Origin of the sequence: Pantoea sp. Fr-CA_6, assembly GCF_024520895.1 — a bacterium.
In the GTDB taxonomy this organism is placed as follows: Bacteria; Pseudomonadota; Gammaproteobacteria; order Enterobacterales; family Enterobacteriaceae; genus Pantoea; species Pantoea agglomerans.
The window spans coordinates 131,212-146,631 of record NZ_JALNPO010000006.1; the positions used below are offsets into that span (position 1 = coordinate 131,212).

Sequence of the window (15,420 nt, forward strand, 5' to 3'; positions counted from 1 at the left end):
GTCTGGAGTGTCTGGAATGAAAGTGACTCTGCCCGCGTTCGGCCAAGCCTCAGTGCTGGTTGTTGGCGATGTAATGTTGGATCGTTACTGGTATGGCCCAACCAGCCGTATCTCCCCTGAAGCGCCGGTTCCGGTGGTGAAAGTGGACACGGTTGAAGAGCGCCCTGGCGGCGCGGCAAACGTGGCGATGAACATTGCAGCACTCGGTGCCGCGTCGCGCCTGATTGGCCTGACTGGCGAAGATGATGCGGCGCGTGTGTTGAGTAACACGCTGAAAGACGTCAACGTGCATTGTGACTTCGTGGCGGTCAAAAGCCATCCGACCATTACCAAACTGCGCGTGCTTTCCCGTAATCAGCAGCTGATCCGCCTCGATTTTGAAGAGGGCTTTGATCAGGTCGATCCGGAGCCGATTCACCAGAAAATGCGTGAGTCACTGGCCGCCGCGGGTGCGCTGGTGCTGTCCGATTACGCCAAAGGCGCGCTCTCCAGCGTGCAGACCATGATTACTCTGGCGCGCGAAGCGGGCGTACCGGTATTAATCGACCCGAAAGGCACCGATTTTGCGCGCTACCGTGGCGCGACGCTGCTGACGCCGAACCTCTCTGAGTTTGAAGCCGTGGTCGGCAAATGTAAAAACGAAGAGGAGATCGTGGCGCGCGGCACCCAGCTGATCGCCGATTTTGACCTCTCCGCGCTGCTGGTGACCCGTTCAGAAAATGGCATGACGCTGCTGCAGCCGGGCAAAGCGCCTCTGCATCTGCCCACCCAGGCACAGGAAGTCTATGACGTGACCGGTGCGGGCGATACAGTGATTGGCGTGCTGGCGGCGGCGCTGGCGGCTGGCGACTCGCTGGAAGAAGCCTGTTTCCTTGCCAACGCGGCTGCGGGTGTGGTGGTGGGGAAACTGGGTACGTCCACCGTCAGCACCGTTGAGCTGGAAAATGCGATTCATGCCCGCCCGGAACAGGGTTTCGGCATCATGACCGAAGCGCAGTTAAAAGCCGCCGTGGAGATGGCCCGCCGCCGTGGCGAAAAAGTGGTAATGACCAACGGCGTGTTCGACATTCTGCATGCCGGTCATGTCTCCTACCTGGCAAATGCCCGCAAGCTCGGCGATCGACTGATTGTCGCGGTGAACAGCGATGCGTCAACTAAACGTCTGAAAGGCGAAAGCCGTCCGGTGAATCCGCAGGAAAACCGGATGATCGTGCTGGGCGCGCTGGAAGCGGTCGACTGGGTGGTGGTATTTGAAGAGGATACGCCGCAGCGGCTGATTGCGGGCATTCTCCCTGACCTGCTGGTCAAAGGGGGAGATTACAAGCCGGAAGATATCGCGGGCAGCAAAGAAGTGTGGGCAAATGGCGGCGACGTTCAGGTGCTGAACTTCGAAGATGGTATCTCTACTACTAACATTATCAAAACCATCCGCGGCAGCTAAAGCGCGGCGTAAGCGGGAGCCGCGCTCCCGCTTAAGGGCTTATTCTGGCTTGTTGTCCGCAACAGGCTTCACCACGTCCGCAACCGGTGACGGCGAGGCTGCAGGTGAGGTCGCTACGGCGGCTGATGGTGTGGTCGCCGCAGCAGGTGTTACTGGTGCGGTTGCCGTCGGCGGCGTACCGGCTGATGAACCCTGACTTTCCAGCTGCGCCAGACGCTGCTCCAGCGCCGCCAGCTTCTCACGTGTACGCAGTAATACCTGCGTCTGCACATCAAACTCCTCACGGTTGACCAGATCCATCCGGGTCAGCTGCGCCTGAAGAACCTGACGAATTTTCTTTTCGACATCATCACCAAACTCACGAACACCTTTAGGCATCGCTTCGTGAACCTGACGGGCAAGTTGTTCAATTTTTTTCGTGTCGATCATGATGATTTCCTGGTTACGGGGAGCTGTGTCAGCGTGTTTACCAACGTAATAAGTGTTAAGTGTAATGCCAGAAATGAAAAGGATAAACCTCAAATCGGTAACGCAGGAAATGCAAAAGCAATTGCGCTATTGATGATTGCCGCCTCAAACGATCGGCGTTATAGTTAAAGTGCTTATTCTCAGGGCGGGGCGCAATTCCCCACCGGCGGTAAATCAGCTTCGGCTGAAAGCCCGCGAGCGCTTTATCTTGATGAAAAGAGAGGTAAAGGTCAGCAGATCCGGTGTAATTCCGGGGCCGACGGTTACAGTCCGGATGGGAGAGGGTAACGACATCTGTCGGACAATTGTGTCTGCTTCACGTTATTGCCACGTCTTTTTGACGTCACTCCTAAGCACGCCCTGATTCTGGTAACCCATACATTTTAAGGTTTTTATTACCATGAATCAGACGCTACTTTCTGAATTTGGCACGCCTGAACAGCGTGTAGAACGTGCTATCGCCGCCCTGCGTGAGGGACGCGGTGTGATGGTACTCGACGATGAAAATCGCGAAAACGAAGGCGACATGATCTTCGCCGCAGAAACCATGACCGTTGAACAGATGGCACTGACTATCCGTCACGGCAGCGGCATCGTCTGCCTTTGCCTGACCGAAGCGCGTCGCCAGCAGCTCGATCTGCCAATGATGGTGGAAAACAACACCAGCTCTTTCGGCACTGGCTTCACCGTGACCATTGAGGCCGCAGAAGGCGTCACCACGGGCGTCTCCGCGCAGGATCGTATCACCACCATCCGCGCCGCCATTGCCGACAATGCCAGACCCACCGATCTGCATCGCCCTGGTCATGTCTTCCCGCTGCGTGCCAGCGAAGGCGGCGTATTAACCCGTGGCGGGCATACCGAAGCGACTATTGATTTAGTCACCCTGGCCGGCTTTAAGCCCGCAGGTGTGCTGTGCGAACTGACCAACGACGATGGCACCATGGCTCATGCGCCAGAAGCGATTGCGTTCGCCCGTCAGCACAACATGCCGGTGGTGACCATTGAAGATCTGATCGCCTGGCGTCGCGCGCACGAAACACGCCACGCCAGCTAATCTGGCTGCTGCGATAAACAGGCCCCTCCCGGGCCTGTTTATCGTCCTGACACCCGGAATGGCGCGGCCTGACCGCTGACTTCTCCTCTCTCCTTCATGCCGAAAACCCTGTTAAACCTGCCACGTTAGATTTCATTCAAATTTCCTGATGATCACCATCATGGTTATCCGCGTGATAAAGCAGCGGATGCGCGTATCGTAATGGCTATCAAATACTCGATCCCGGGGATCACGAATGAGCCAGTTACGAATGCCAGCGCTGTTTTTGGGTCACGGCAGCCCGATGAATGCCCTTGAAGAGAATCGCTATACCGCCGCGTGGCGTCACCTGGGCGATACTCTGCCACGTCCACGCGCGATTATTGCGGTTTCGGCGCACTGGTATACGCGCGGCACCGCCGTGACGGCAATGGCACAGCCTGAGACCATTCATGATTTTGGGGGCTTTCCGCAGGCGCTGTTTGATACGCGCTATCCGGCACCGGGATCGCCTGAACTGGCGCAGCAGCTGGTGGAGCAGTTAGCGCCCGTTGCGGTGACGCTGGATCACGAGTGGGGACTGGATCATGGTTCCTGGGGTGTGCTGATCAAGATGTATCCGGAGGCCGATATTCCGGTGGTCCAGCTAAGCATTGATGGCACCAAACCTGCGGCATGGCACTTTGAGATGGGTCAGAAACTGGCTGCACTGCGCGATCAGGGTGTGATGATTGTCGCCAGCGGCAACGTGGTACATAACCTGCGTAAAGTGCGCTGGGATGGCAACAGCGAAGTTTATCCATGGGCCAGCAGTTTTGAACAGTTTGTCCGCGATAACCTGGCGGTGCAGAGCGATGCTGCTTCTCATCCGCTGGTTAACTTTATGGATCATCCTGGTGCGGCGCTTTCTAATCCAACACCTGAGCACTATCTGCCGCTGCTCTATGTACTTGGCGCACGTCAGCCGGATGACGCCATCAGCATTCCGGTTGATGGCATGGATATGGGTGCGATCAGCATGTTGTCGGTTCAGGTAGGTTAGGGAAGCCAGAAGAAAACAGGCCAGAAGCTGGCCTGTTATTATCGCGGTGCATTAACCGATAAAAGCGTGCGGATAGAAACGGGAAAGATCCTGCGTGATCAGGTCGCGATCTTCCCGCAGGCCGATACCGGCCGGTTGATCGTCAATCAGCCAGCTGCCGATCAGCGTATAGCTGTCGCCAAACTTAGGCAGCGGATGGAACTGCTGGACGATCATTCCCTCTTCGCCATACGGCCCATCGACGCGGGCGATCTCCTGACCATTTTCCACGATGCGAATGTTGGCACCTTCACGTGAAAACAGCGGCTTCACCACATATTTGTCCATGTGCGGCACGTCATCTTCCGCGAACCAGGCGGGCAGCAGATTAGGGTGATTCGGGAACATCTCCCACAGCAGCGGCAGCAAGGCTTTATTCGAGATAATGCTTTTCCAGGCCGGTTCCAGCCAGCGCACGCCAGCATCGCCCAGCTTGGTGGAGAACATCTCACGCAGCATGAATTCCCACGGATAGAGCTTGAACAGGTTGCTAATCACCTGATCCTGGGCGTCGGTAAATTCCCCTTTTTCGCCCAGTCCAATTTCATCCATGTAGAGAAACTCACTCGGCAATCCCGCTTCGGTGGCGCAATCCTGAAGATATTGCACGGTGCCGCGATCTTCGTCAGTATCACGGCAGCAGGCGAAGTGCAGCCAGTTGAAGCCGTGCTGCTGATGTAACGCGGCGAAGCGTTCAATCAGCTTTTCCTGCAGGCTATTAAACTGATCGCTGCCTGCGGGGAGCTGACCGGCGTTAAGCTGGTCCTCCAGCCACAGCCACTGGAAAAATGCCGCTTCATACAGCGAGGTCGGCGTATCGGCATTGTTCTCCAGCAGCTTTACATCGCCTTTGCCATCCCAGGCGAGATCCAGACGAGAGTAAAGCGAAGGCTGACGCTGATGCCATGAATCGCGCACGAAGTCCCAGGTGTGTTTAGGAATGCGGAATTTAGCCAGCAGCGCTTCGCTGTTAACCACTTTTTCCACCACCTGCAGGCACATTTGATGTAATTCAGCGGTCACATCTTCCAGATGCTCGATTTGCGCCAGCGTGAACTGATAATAAGCATCTTCACACCAGTAGGGTTCACCATGCATGGTGTGAAAACGAAAACCGAACTCGGTGGCTTTTTCGCGCCAGCCTGGGCGCTCTGAAATGGCAATGCGTTCCATCGGGGCGTTAGCCTCCCATTGAGCGGCTGGAAGTGCCGCTGGCGCTGCTACGCTGCATGCTGTTCTGCTTCGCGACGGTTTCACCAAAGCCACCACGGGTAATGGTGGAGGTGGTAGCCGGTTTTGGTGCCAGCGCCGTTTTCGGCACGGTCATGCTTTTGCCGGATGTTGCTGCACCATAATTACGGCCTGATGCATCAACAAACTGACCATTGGCCGGGCTGCGGGCATTTTTCGGTGAGAAGAGCGGTTGCTGTGCAAAGCCCGAACCACCGCCCATCATGCGACCCATCATGTAACCTGCCATCAGTGGCATCCAGAAGCTGCCGCCACTCTGCTGCGATTCGGCATTAGTGGTGCCCACGCCCGCCTGAGCCGGTGTCTGCTGACACTGGTTTTCACCAAATTCAGCGACACAATCTTCACGCGTGGCATATTTAGGCGCGGTGCGTTCCGCCTCTTTTTTGGCTTCATTGAATGCGGTAGTACATTGCGCACTCTGGCCCGGATTGGCTTTTGAACAGTCATCGGCATTCTGGTACATCGAAACTGTTTCGTCGTTCTGTTCACAACCAGCCAGCATAAATACCGCCGAAACGGCGATAGCAACGGGCGTTAAATGGCGTGCCTGCCAGCTTTTGCGAAAAGCGGCATAGCGAATAGATTTTGTGCGTTTCATTATGATTATCCTGTGCCCAAAGGTAGCGCATAGAATAGGGGATGGGGGGGTAAAATTGAAGCTGGAGGCCTGATACAACAGGGATCTTTACTTAGTTATACGTTCAACAGAGAGACGGGCCGCAAAGCAGCCCGTCCGCTCATTAATTACCGAAAGGATTACCGCTGCTGTGGCGAGCCGCAGGACGCGCTGCCTCAGAAGAGCCGGTTGCCGCCGGACCGCTATCCACGCGCGCGGTCTGCTGTGCATTTTCCGGTGCTACCGTTTCCGGTGAGGTCGGGATCTCTTTACCCAGCTGGCTGTTCAGTTTCTGCAGGCTCTGCTCATTGAGCGTACCCAGCGCATAGCTGATATTCAGCTGGTTAATCAGATAGCTATAGCGCGCATCAGAGAGCTGCTGCTTAGCGTTGTAGAGCACGGTGGTTGCATCCAGCACATCAACGATAGTACGCGTACCAACCTGATAGCCCGCTTCTGACGCATCCAGAGAGCTTTGCGCAGAGACCACGGCCTGTTTATAAGCGTTGATGCTGCTGATAGAAGCATTCACGTTGTTAAACGATGAGCGGACTGTCTGAACCGCAGAGCGGTGCGCGCTTTCCAGCGATTCACTGGCGCTGACGAAGCTGTACTGTGCCTGTTTCACCTGAGAGGTGACGCTGCCGCCGCTATAGAGTGGCAGTGAGAAGCTCAGACCCACCTGGTTAGAACCGGTAATGGAGTCAGTAGACCCCTGGCTCTGGTTCGCACGGCTGCCGCCATATTTGCTGTTCGACATGCCGGTAGAGGCCGTCAGACCCAGCGTCGGCATGTGACCAGCTTCAGCGGAGCGGATCTGCTCACGGGCTAAATCCTGGTTCAGACGCGCAGAGAGCAGCGACAGATTACGGCTTTCCGCCTGCTTAAGCAGCGCGCTGACCGGTTCGGGCTTATCGGTTCTGAAGCGATCAATGCTCAGCGACGCCAGCGACATGTAGTCCATGCCGGTGATCTGACGCAGCGTTTCCACGTTGTTATCGAGGTTATTACGCGCGGTCACTTCGTTAGCCAGCACGCTGTCATATTGCGCACGGGCGTTCTGTACGTCAGTAATGGCAACCAGGCCAACGTTAAAGCGCTGGGTGGTTTGATCCAGCTCGCGATAGATCGACTGTTTCTGCGCTTCGGTGTAAGAAAGGGTATCAATCGCTTTCAGCACGTTGAAGTAGGCGGTCGCGGTGTTCAGAATCAGATCCTGCTGCGCCACCTGATAGGTCACATCCTGGATACCGGCAGCTTTTTCCTGCAGGGTCAGTGCGCGCCATTTCGACATGTCGAAAATAGTCTGGGTTAATTGCAGCGAGCCGCTGGTCGTGTTGGAATGGAGACCGCTACTGTCGCGATAGCCGTTGTTATAGGTGTAGTCTGCACCCAGGCCGAGCTGGGGTAATAATGGGCTACGCGCTTCGTTGATTTTCTCAAAGGCAGAATCGCGATCGGCAGCGGCGCTGCGCAGATCCGGGTTGCTCAGACGTGCTTGTTGATAAACCTGAAGCAGGTCTTCGGCCTGGCTGGCGAAGCTGAAACCGCCCAGGCTCAGCCCAATAAAAAATGGGAGCAGTTTTTTCATTTGCATTCCTTTTGTTGCAGCAAATTGCAGTGGGTGCGCTGCCGGGTAAGCCAAAAAATTATCGCCGATTCTAGCAGAGGGCAACTGTGAGATAAGTTGGCTGAACGTGCCTTCTCCCCCTAATTTACGTAAATAATTCAGAAAGAACCACTTACATGGAGCACGGTTACAGGCTTTTTTCGCTCCACCTCAATCTGCATAAGGAACCCGATGATGCCGGAAGAAAAAAAATCCCCTGTGACTTTCACAAAAAACGATGTAGAAATTATTGCACGCGAAACCGTCTATGATGGTTTTTTTTCCGTCGTACGTTATCGCTTCCGCCACCGCCAGTTTAACGGCGAAATGAGTGGGGAAGTACAGCGCGAAGTTTTTGAGCGCGGACATGCCGCCGTGCTGCTACCTTATGATCCCTTACGCGATGAAGTGGTGCTGATTGAACAGATCCGCATCCCGGCTTATGACAGCAGTGCTTCGCCCTGGCTGCTGGAGATGGTCGCCGGCATTATTGAGCCCGGTGAATCTGTCGAGCAGGTCGTGCGCCGTGAAGCCGTTGAAGAAGCAGGATTAGAGGTCGGCCGGATTAAGCCCATGCTTAACTATCTGGCCAGCCCTGGCGGCACCAGCGAACGTCTGTCGGTGCTGATTGGGGAAGTGGATGCCAGCCAGGCAGAGGGATGCCATGGTCTGGAGGAAGAGAATGAGGATATTCTTGTCCATTTGGTGAGCCGCGAACAGGCTTACCGCTGGGTGGAAGAGGGGATAATTGACAATGCGGCGTCTGTCATCGCCCTGCAATGGCTGGCGTTGCACCATGAGAAACTACGCGAAGAGTGGATACAAAAATGAAACAGCGCTATACCCCTGACTTTCCCGAAATGATGCGGCTCTGCGAAACCAATTTCGCCCAGTTACGCCGCCTGCTGCCGCGTAACGATGAGGCGGGAGAATCGGTGATCTATCAGGTGAGTGGCGCCCGTTATCAGCTGACGATCCAGGAGTCCACACGCTACACCACGCTGGTGGAGATCCGCCAGGTCGCGCCTGCCGTGAGTTACTGGAGTCTGCCCTCGATGTCGGTAAGGCTCTATCACGATGCGATGGTCGCCGAAGTGTGTTCAACTCAACAGATCTATCGTTTCAAAGCGCGCTATGATTATCCTAATAAAAAATTGCATCAGCGCGATGAAAAACATCAGATAAACCAGTTTCTCGCAGACTGGCTGCGCTACTGCCTGGCACATGGTGCGATGGCAGTTCCGGTCTGCTGATGCGTATAATGCAGTAAATGGCGTGGAGACGAAGGAAACGCTTTGGATAGCCTGCTAACTCTTCCTGCAGCGAACGGTTCCGAAATCAGGATTTTGCAAATCACGGATACCCACCTGTTCGCGGGAAAACATGAATCGCTGCTTGGGGTGAACACCTGGTCGAGCTATAAAGCGGTGCTGGATGCGATTATTGCGCAACATCGCGACTACGACCTGATTATCGCCACCGGCGATCTCGCCCAGGATCACTCTATCGAAGCCTATCAGCATTTTGCTGAGGGCATCTCACGTTTGCCGCGGCCCTGCGTCTGGCTGCCCGGTAATCACGATTTTCAGCCCGCGATGTTCGACACGCTGGCAGCCGCTCATATCAATGCCCACAAGCAGGTGCTGGTGGGTGAGCAGTGGCAGATTGTGTTGCTGGACAGCCAGGTCTCGGGTGTGCCGCACGGGATGCTGAGCGATTATCAGCTGGAGTGGCTCGATAACGCGCTGGCCCGCTATCCGCAACGTCATACGCTGGTCCTGCTGCACCACCATCCGCTGGCCTCTGGCTGTACCTGGCTCGATCAGCACAGCCTGCGCAACTCACATCAGCTTGATGCGGTGTTACAGCATTACCCGTTAGCCCGGACGCTGGTCTGTGGTCATATTCACCAGGAGCTGGATGTTGAGTGGCACGGTCGTCGTGTGCTGGCCACCCCTTCAACCTGCGTTCAGTTCAAACCGCACTGCACCAGCTTTACGATCGATACCGTGGCACCAGGCTGGCGCTGGTTCACGCTGTATCCGGATGGCGGCCTTGAGACCGAGGTTAACCGGCTCGACACCGACGCTTTTCGTCCCGATTTAGACTCAGAAGGATACTGACGCGTGGCGGCATTACTCTATCTGCACGGTTTTAACAGCTCGCCGCAGTCGGCTAAGGCGACGCAGTTCCGGCAATGGTTAGAGGCGCAGCATCCGGAGATCGAAATGATCGTGCCCCAGCTGCCGACGTTTCCGGCCGATGCCGCCGCAATGCTGGAAGATCTGGTACTGAGCCGCAGCGGCGAAACGCTGGGGCTGGTGGGCTCGTCGCTGGGCGGTTATTACGCCACCTGGCTGTCGCAATGCTTTATGCTGCCTGCTGTGGTCGTCAATCCCGCGGTGCGGCCTTTTGAGCTGCTGGCGGATTTCCTGGGCGAAAATCAGAATCCCTACACCGGCCAGCAATATGTGTTAGAGTCACGCCACATTTACGATCTGAAAGTAATGCAGATTGAACCGCTGGAAGCGCCCGATTTACTCTGGCTGCTGCAACAGACCGGCGATGAAGTTCTCGATTACCGTCAGGCGCTCGACTATTACAGCGCGTGCCGTCACACGGTAGAAGAGGGCGGAAATCATGCATTTACTGGATTCGAGCGCCATTTCCCGCAGATTCTGGACTTTCTCGGTCTGAATCATCCCTGAGTAATGCGGAAATCGCACCCCATTTCACCCTTCTAATCAGACATTTACGATGAGTCAATCTAACTATAACGCGGATGCCATTGAGGTCCTGACTGGCCTTGAGCCTGTTCGCCGTCGCCCGGGGATGTACACCGATACGACGCGGCCCAACCATTTGGGTCAGGAAGTGATTGATAACAGCGTCGATGAGGCGCTGGGCGGCCACGCGAAGCGGGTTGAAGTGATTCTGCACGCTGACCAGTCGCTTGAAGTTATTGATGATGGTCGCGGCATGCCGGTGGATATTCACCCGGAAGAGGGCGTGCCTGCCGTCGAGCTGATCCTGTGTCGTCTGCACGCGGGCGGCAAGTTCTCCAATAAAAACTATCAGTTCTCGGGCGGCCTGCACGGCGTTGGCATCTCGGTGGTGAACGCCCTGTCAAAACGCGTCGAAGTCACGGTGCGCCGTAATGGTGAAATCTATGACATGGCGTTTGAGAATGGCGACAAAGTCCAGGATCTCACGGTCACCGGCACGGTGGCTAAACGCAACACCGGCACGCGCGTCCATTTCTGGCCCGATGAAAGCTTTTTCGACAGCCCACGTTTTTCGGTGTCACGCTTATCACATCTGCTGAAAGCCAAAGCGGTGCTCTGTCCTGGCGTTGAGATTGTCTTTAAAGACAAGCTGAACAATACCGAACAGACCTGGTGCTACGAAGATGGCCTGACGGACTACCTGTGCGAAGCGGTGAATGGCTTACCGACGCTGCCGGAAAAACCGTTTGTCGGCAGCTTTGCTGGCGATGTGGAAGCGGTTGACTGGGCGCTGTTGTGGCTGCCGGAAGGCGGCGAGCTGTTAACTGAAAGCTACGTTAACCTGATCCCGACCATGCAGGGCGGGACTCACGTCAACGGCCTGCGTCAGGGGCTGCTGGATGCGATGCGCGAGTTCTGCGAATACCGCAACATTCTGCCGCGTGGCGTGAAGCTCTCCGCTGAAGATATCTGGGATCGCTGCGCCTATGTGCTGTCGGTGAAGATGCAGGATCCGCAGTTCGCCGGGCAGACCAAAGAGCGCCTCTCTTCACGTCAGTGCGCAGCCTTTGTGTCTGGCGTGGTAAAAGATGCCTTCAGCCTGTGGCTGAACCAGAATATCCAGATCGCAGAGCAACTGGCTGAGCTGGCGATCTCCAGCGCCCAGCGACGTATGCGGGCAGCCAAAAAAGTGGTGCGTAAAAAGCTCACCAGCGGTCCGGCTCTGCCGGGCAAACTGGCGGACTGCACCGCGCAGGATCTGAATAAAACAGAACTGTTCCTGGTCGAAGGGGACTCGGCAGGCGGCTCGGCCAAGCAGGCGCGCGATCGTGAATATCAGGCGATCATGCCGCTTAAGGGCAAGATCCTTAACACCTGGGAAGTCTCTTCCGATGAGGTGCTGGCGTCGCAGGAAGTGCATGATATTTCCGTGGCGATCGGCATCGATCCCGACAGCGAAGATCTTTCACAGCTGCGCTACGGCAAGATCTGTATTCTGGCGGATGCGGACTCGGATGGTCTGCACATCGCCACGCTGCTGTGTGCCCTGTTCGTGAAACATTTCCGTTCACTGGTCAGAAACGGACACGTCTACGTTGCCATGCCGCCGCTCTACCGTATCGATCTCGGAAAAGAGGTCTACTACGCGCTGGATGAAGATGAGAAAGAGGGCGTGCTGGAGCAGCTGAAACGCAAAAAGGGCAAACCTAACGTTCAGCGCTTTAAAGGGCTGGGTGAGATGAACCCTTTGCAGCTGCGTGAAACGACGCTGGATCCGAATACTCGCCGTCTGGTACAGCTGACCATCAGTGAAGAGGATATCGACCAGACGCTGCGCATGATGGATATGCTGCTGGCGAAGAAACGCTCCGAAGACCGGCGTAACTGGTTGCAGGAAAAAGGCGACAAGGCCGATATCGAAGTGTAAAAGAACAGGACGCGAAAGCGTCCTGTTCTCTTTGTGCTTCAGCCAGCACATCCCCGGAGAACCCGGCAGATTCAGAGCAGAGACAGTAATCCTTGTGAAAATTACCCTGGAAGAGTTACGCGCCTGGGTGGCGGTGGTGGACAGCGGTTCCATTACCGCGGCGGCATCCCAGCTGGCGCAGACCAGTTCGGGCATCAGCCGGGCGTTGTCCCGGCTGGAGAGTAAGCTGCAGACCACCCTGCTGCATCGCACCACCCGACGGCTGGCGCTGACCGAAGAGGGACAGGTTTTTCTGGAGCATGCGCGACAGATCCTGGCCTCGGTTGAGCAGGCCGAAGAGCAGATAGCCCTGCGGCGCGAGATGCCGTCAGGGCGGCTGCGGGTAAACGCCGCCACCCCTTTTATGCTGCATGTGATTGTGCCGCTGGTGGACGATTTCCGCGCCCACTATCCCCTGATCCAGCTTGAACTGAATACCGACGATATCCTGATCGATCTGCTGGAGCAGCAAACGGACATTGCCATTCGCATCGGCGAACTGCGCGACTCTACGCTGCGCGCCCGGATGCTTGGCAGCAGTGCGATCCGGCTGATGGCCAGTCCGGCCTATCTGGCGAAAGCGGGCACCCCGCAGAGCGTTGCCGATCTCGCGCAGCATCAAATCATCGGCTTCAGCCATCTTGAGGCGCACAACGTCTGGCCGATCTGGCAGCCTGATGGCGATTTCATGCGCATTAAGCCCACAATCTCTGCCTCCAGCGGCGAAACCATCCGGCAGCTGGCGCTGGCAGGACAGGGGATCGCACGCCTCTCCGACTTTGTCAGCCGGGAAGATTGCGCGGCAGGCCGGCTGGTGCCGGTTCTCCCCGCTGAAACCCGCGAGCTGCGGTTGCCGGTGCATGCGGTCTATTACCGTAACACCACGCTCTCTTCGCGCATCGGCTGCTTTCTGGATTTTCTCCGCACCGAGATTGATCGGCGTCAGCTGCTGTGATCTCTCCTGGCATAATAAAAAACCCCTGTCATAGGGCAGGGGTTTGGAGATGCTGGCAAGTCTGGCCGGATTCGCTTTGAGATTGTGCTTGCACAGGGAACACGGTCAGATCGGAAAGACGCTCAAGCCAGTCCCTGGTCGCTCTACCCGCGCCATCCCTGGCGCGGGACGCTTTCCTCTTGTGACCGTGTTCCCTTCGCGTTGAGCTAATTCATTGCTGCCAGAGGCACTCAGGTTTGAGGTTGTCAGCAGCCTGATCCCGTTTACCGAAAAGGGGTTAAGCCTTCAGCACGAATCAGGCGCTGGGTTCCAGCACCAGAATCTTCACATCCACCACATCATCTTTAATGATGGCGCGATGCGCATCCATGTGCGGCATCTGCTGATGCTGCTCCAGATGACGCAGCGTTTCCCACTGTTCCAGCATAAAAATGGAGTCCGGCGAGTTCTGTTTCCACGGCACCTGCGCCTGATGGTCCAGCAGCGCGTCATACTGATGGCAGCCTTCTTCTTCTAAAACCAGCGGGATCAGTTTTTTCACCGCATCCAGCACGGCCTGACGACGACCGGGTTTGACACAAATTTCAGCAACGACTGTTAACATTCGCGAACTCCTCTTTCGTGGGAAAATAGGGGGTATCCCCCAGCCATCTTACGCAAAAACGCGACTAAGATGGGTCCGATAAGCGGCAATATCGCGTGGCACGTCCGGCGCTTTAATCACATCGTTGCAGATAAAGGTCGGCAGCGCTTCCATGCCCAGGAACTGGTTGGCTTTGTGGAAGTGCAGATAAAGACCGTCAACGCCGACACCTTCAAAGAACTGCTCCGGGTCGGTAAAGGCCTGCAGCGGCGCATTCCATGTCAGCGACAGCATATATTTTTTGCCCTGCAGCAGACCGCCGGAACCATATTTCTTCGCCGCATCAGAACGGGTACGGCCATCGCTGGCGTAGAGCGAGCCGTGGCCTTCGGTAAAGACTTCATCGATATAACGCTTCACAGTCCACGGCTCGCCCATCCACCAGCCTGGCATCTGATAAATCACCACATCGCTATCGACATATTTCTGCACTTCATCGGCGACCACGTAGTCGCTGTCAGCCAGGGTTACAGACACCTCATGCCCCATGTCACGCAACTGGCTGGCCGCAACGTCGGTCAGCGTGTGGTTCAGTTCGCCTTTAGAGTGGGCAAAGGTTTTGCCGCCATCGATAATTAAAATCTTGCTCATGAATTGTTTGCCTCATTTCCTGAATATGGCGCTTAGCTTACGCGCGCTAGGGTCGCAGAAAAATGGGAGGTTGATCACAACACTTTTGCTGTGGAAGCAACAATGCGCCGGTTTATGGCACCATCGGCAGGCAAACTCACCATGAAAACAATTAAAGAAAAACGCAAAATGAAAAAAATAGTCTTCGCTTTGCTGCTGGCCAGCAATGCTGTCCAGGCACAATCTCATCTCGACACCATCCTCAGTTCTAAAACGCTTAAGGTCTGCACCACCGGTGATTACAAGCCTTACAGCTACCTGCGACCCGATGGTCAGTATGAAGGGCTGGATATCAGCATGGCGAACGCGCTGGCTACCTCGCTCGGCGCGAAAGTGGAGTGGGTGCCAACCAGCTGGAAAAACCTGATGCCCGATTTTCTGGCAAAGCAGTGTGATATCGCCGTCGGCGGCGTCTCCGTCACGCTGAAACGCCAGCAGACCGCCTGGTTCGCCCGGCCGCTGGATGTGGATGGCAAAATCCCACTGGTGCGCTGCAGCGATAAAGATCGCTTCCAGACCATCGAACAGCTTAACCGGCCTGACGTGCGACTGATTGAACCGGCAGGCGGCACCAACGAAGCCTTTGTGCACAGCCATCTGCCAAAGGCCTCACTGACGCTGTTCCACGATAACGTCACCATCTTCCGGCAACTGGTGGACAACAAGGCGGATGTGATGATCACCGATGCCTCTGAAGCGCGTTTTCAGCAGCAACATTACCCGACACTCTGCGCGATCAATCCCGACAAACCGCTGCAGTATGGCGAGAAGGCTTACATGATTCCGCGTGACGATATCAGCTGGAAGCTCTATGTCGATCAGTGGCTGCATCTCAGCACCGCCACCGGCGAATATCGTGACATTGCCCGCCAGTGGATGGGGGCAAAGCCCTGATCCACTTCCACAGAGAGGTCAGACACTTGCCGGTCTGAATCCGGCGTGCCTCCGGCACATAAAATCGTGCGGCGGGACGCCTGCTCTCCCGCGCTTCCCCT

The 15,420-nt window shown here is 56.0% G+C and carries 16 protein-coding genes and 1 riboswitch; of the genes, 10 read left to right on the forward strand and 6 right to left on the reverse strand.

The genetic code is table 11. The features are described from left to right. The first annotated feature begins 16 nt into the window (after nucleotides 1-16). A complete protein-coding gene (gene hldE, locus NR201_RS12910; protein WP_031590883.1) occupies nucleotides 17-1,441 on the forward strand; it encodes a bifunctional D-glycero-beta-D-manno-heptose-7-phosphate kinase/D-glycero-beta-D-manno-heptose 1-phosphate adenylyltransferase HldE in 1,425 nt (474 codons plus the stop codon). A gap of 39 nt (nucleotides 1,442-1,480) precedes the next feature. Here the strand turns inward: hldE and NR201_RS12915 are convergent, their stop codons facing one another. Next, the gene (locus tag NR201_RS12915; RefSeq protein ID WP_010249045.1) at nucleotides 1,481-1,870 is read right to left on the reverse strand and encodes an accessory factor UbiK family protein; all 390 of its coding nucleotides are present in this window, start codon (nucleotides 1,868-1,870) and stop codon (nucleotides 1,481-1,483) included. 171 nt (nucleotides 1,871-2,041) lie between these two features. Then, nucleotides 2,042-2,199, forward strand: a riboswitch (FMN riboswitch). A 110-nt stretch (nucleotides 2,200-2,309) separates the two neighbouring features. Between NR201_RS12915 and ribB the strand changes: the two genes are divergently transcribed. Together ribB and ygiD are read left to right on the forward strand one after the other, a co-directional pair. Then, nucleotides 2,310-2,966 (forward strand): 3,4-dihydroxy-2-butanone-4-phosphate synthase, encoded by a 657-nt coding sequence (ribB, locus tag NR201_RS12920; protein WP_031590879.1) that lies wholly within the window; start codon nucleotides 2,310-2,312, stop codon nucleotides 2,964-2,966. 235 nt (nucleotides 2,967-3,201) lie between these two features. Beyond that, nucleotides 3,202-3,987, forward strand: coding sequence for a 4,5-DOPA dioxygenase extradiol (gene ygiD / locus NR201_RS12925; protein ID WP_256849836.1), 786 nt, complete (start codon nucleotides 3,202-3,204; stop codon nucleotides 3,985-3,987). Nucleotides 3,988-4,038: 51 nt separating this feature from the next. Here ygiD and NR201_RS12930 read toward each other — a convergent pair whose 3' ends face one another. The 3 genes from NR201_RS12930 to tolC form a co-directional block, all read right to left on the reverse strand. Further along, nucleotides 4,039-5,199 carry a glutathionylspermidine synthase family protein gene (locus tag NR201_RS12930; RefSeq protein ID WP_033769850.1) on the reverse strand — a complete coding sequence of 387 codons (1,161 nt, stop codon included), beginning with the start codon at nucleotides 5,197-5,199 and terminating at the stop codon, nucleotides 4,039-4,041. Between the two features lie 7 nt (nucleotides 5,200-5,206). Next, nucleotides 5,207-5,878, reverse strand: a complete 672-nt coding sequence (locus tag NR201_RS12935) for a DUF1190 family protein (RefSeq protein WP_010249037.1) — start codon at nucleotides 5,876-5,878, stop codon at nucleotides 5,207-5,209. Between the two features lie 142 nt (nucleotides 5,879-6,020). Next, nucleotides 6,021-7,487 carry an outer membrane channel protein TolC gene (tolC, locus tag NR201_RS12940; protein ID WP_010249035.1) on the reverse strand — a complete coding sequence of 489 codons (1,467 nt, stop codon included), beginning with the start codon at nucleotides 7,485-7,487 and terminating at the stop codon, nucleotides 6,021-6,023. Nucleotides 7,488-7,700: 213 nt separating this feature from the next. On the opposite strand from tolC, the gene nudF reads away from it, so the two are divergent. The 6 genes from nudF to NR201_RS12970 all read left to right on the forward strand — a co-directional run bounded on the left by nudF (nucleotide 7,701) and on the right by NR201_RS12970 (nucleotide 13,152). After that, nucleotides 7,701-8,336, forward strand: a complete 636-nt coding sequence (nudF, locus tag NR201_RS12945) for an ADP-ribose diphosphatase (RefSeq protein ID WP_256849861.1) — start codon at nucleotides 7,701-7,703, stop codon at nucleotides 8,334-8,336. Next, the gene (locus tag NR201_RS12950; protein WP_008925735.1) at nucleotides 8,333-8,758 is read left to right on the forward strand and encodes a DUF1249 family protein; all 426 of its coding nucleotides are present in this window, start codon (nucleotides 8,333-8,335) and stop codon (nucleotides 8,756-8,758) included. Before nudF ends, NR201_RS12950 begins: the two co-directional genes overlap by 4 nt. A gap of 42 nt (nucleotides 8,759-8,800) precedes the next feature. Beyond that, on the forward strand, nucleotides 8,801-9,628 hold the full coding sequence (gene cpdA, locus NR201_RS12955) for a 3',5'-cyclic-AMP phosphodiesterase (RefSeq protein WP_010671125.1): 828 nt from the start codon (nucleotides 8,801-8,803) through the stop codon (nucleotides 9,626-9,628). A 3-nt stretch (nucleotides 9,629-9,631) separates the two neighbouring features. Further along, complete coding sequence (gene yqiA / locus NR201_RS12960; RefSeq protein WP_010249032.1) at nucleotides 9,632-10,213, forward strand: esterase YqiA; 582 nt, start codon at nucleotides 9,632-9,634, stop codon at nucleotides 10,211-10,213. Between the two features lie 49 nt (nucleotides 10,214-10,262). Beyond that, nucleotides 10,263-12,158 (forward strand): DNA topoisomerase IV subunit B, encoded by a 1,896-nt coding sequence (gene parE / locus NR201_RS12965; RefSeq protein WP_010249031.1) that lies wholly within the window; start codon nucleotides 10,263-10,265, stop codon nucleotides 12,156-12,158. Between the two features lie 94 nt (nucleotides 12,159-12,252). Next, nucleotides 12,253-13,152 (forward strand): LysR substrate-binding domain-containing protein, encoded by a 900-nt coding sequence (locus NR201_RS12970; RefSeq protein ID WP_256849837.1) that lies wholly within the window; start codon nucleotides 12,253-12,255, stop codon nucleotides 13,150-13,152. A gap of 295 nt (nucleotides 13,153-13,447) precedes the next feature. Here the strand turns inward: NR201_RS12970 and NR201_RS12975 are convergent, their stop codons facing one another. Both NR201_RS12975 and NR201_RS12980 read right to left on the reverse strand, forming a co-directional pair. Beyond that, the gene (locus NR201_RS12975; RefSeq protein WP_010249029.1) at nucleotides 13,448-13,756 is read right to left on the reverse strand and encodes a putative quinol monooxygenase; all 309 of its coding nucleotides are present in this window, start codon (nucleotides 13,754-13,756) and stop codon (nucleotides 13,448-13,450) included. Between the two features lie 48 nt (nucleotides 13,757-13,804). Continuing rightward, complete coding sequence (locus tag NR201_RS12980) at nucleotides 13,805-14,386, reverse strand: NAD(P)H-dependent oxidoreductase (RefSeq protein WP_010249028.1); 582 nt, start codon at nucleotides 14,384-14,386, stop codon at nucleotides 13,805-13,807. Nucleotides 14,387-14,500: 114 nt separating this feature from the next. Here NR201_RS12980 and NR201_RS12985 point away from each other — a divergent pair, with 114 nt between their 5' ends. Next, a complete protein-coding gene (locus NR201_RS12985; protein ID WP_029519639.1) occupies nucleotides 14,501-15,319 on the forward strand; it encodes a transporter substrate-binding domain-containing protein in 819 nt (272 codons plus the stop codon). Nucleotides 15,320-15,420 lie beyond the last annotated feature (101 nt).